General features: G+C 65.3%; 1 protein-coding gene. It reads left to right on the top strand.

Annotated elements, in window-relative coordinates; translation table 11 throughout:
* Positions 1-536 (top strand): DUF475 domain-containing protein (locus HZS56_RS37865; RefSeq protein WP_216725332.1); only part of this gene is annotated, 536 nt, incomplete at both ends.

Here is a 536-nt window from a genome sequence, read left to right as displayed (position 1 = left end):
CTCGGCCCCGTCGAGGCCGTCGACCTCGCCCTCACCGACAAGGACCGCTACCAGGAACTGGTGACCGACGCCCACCCGTCGATCGCCGCCTTCGGAGGCATGTTCCTGCTGATGATCTTCCTCGACTTCATCTTCGAGGACCGGGACATCAAGTGGCTGGGGTGGCTGGAGCGTCCGCTGGCCAAGCTCGGCAAGGTCGACATGCTGTCGGTCTGCATCGCCCTGGTCGTGCTGCTGATCTCCGCGATCACCTTCGGCGCCCACGCCCACCAGCACGGCGGCGCCCACGCCGACAAGGCGGAAACCGTTCTGCTGGCCGGTATCGCGGGTCTGATCACCTACATGATCGTCGGTGGGCTCTCCGGCTACTTCGAGGACAAGCTCGAAGAGGAGGAGGAACGCGAGCACGAGGAGGAAGAGGCCGCCGAACGCGCCGGCAAGCCCAAGTCGGCCGTCAAACTGGCGGGCAAGGCCGCGTTCTTCATGTTCCTCTACCTGGAGGTCCTGGACGCCTCGTTCTCCTTCGACGGCGTGAT

It is taken from the genome of Streptomyces mayonensis, assembly GCF_018982965.1.
Classification (GTDB): domain Bacteria; phylum Actinomycetota; class Actinomycetes; order Streptomycetales; family Streptomycetaceae; genus Streptomyces; species Streptomyces mayonensis.
Note: the sequence above shows the minus strand (reverse complement) of the source record. Positions and strands in the feature narration are given on the sequence as shown.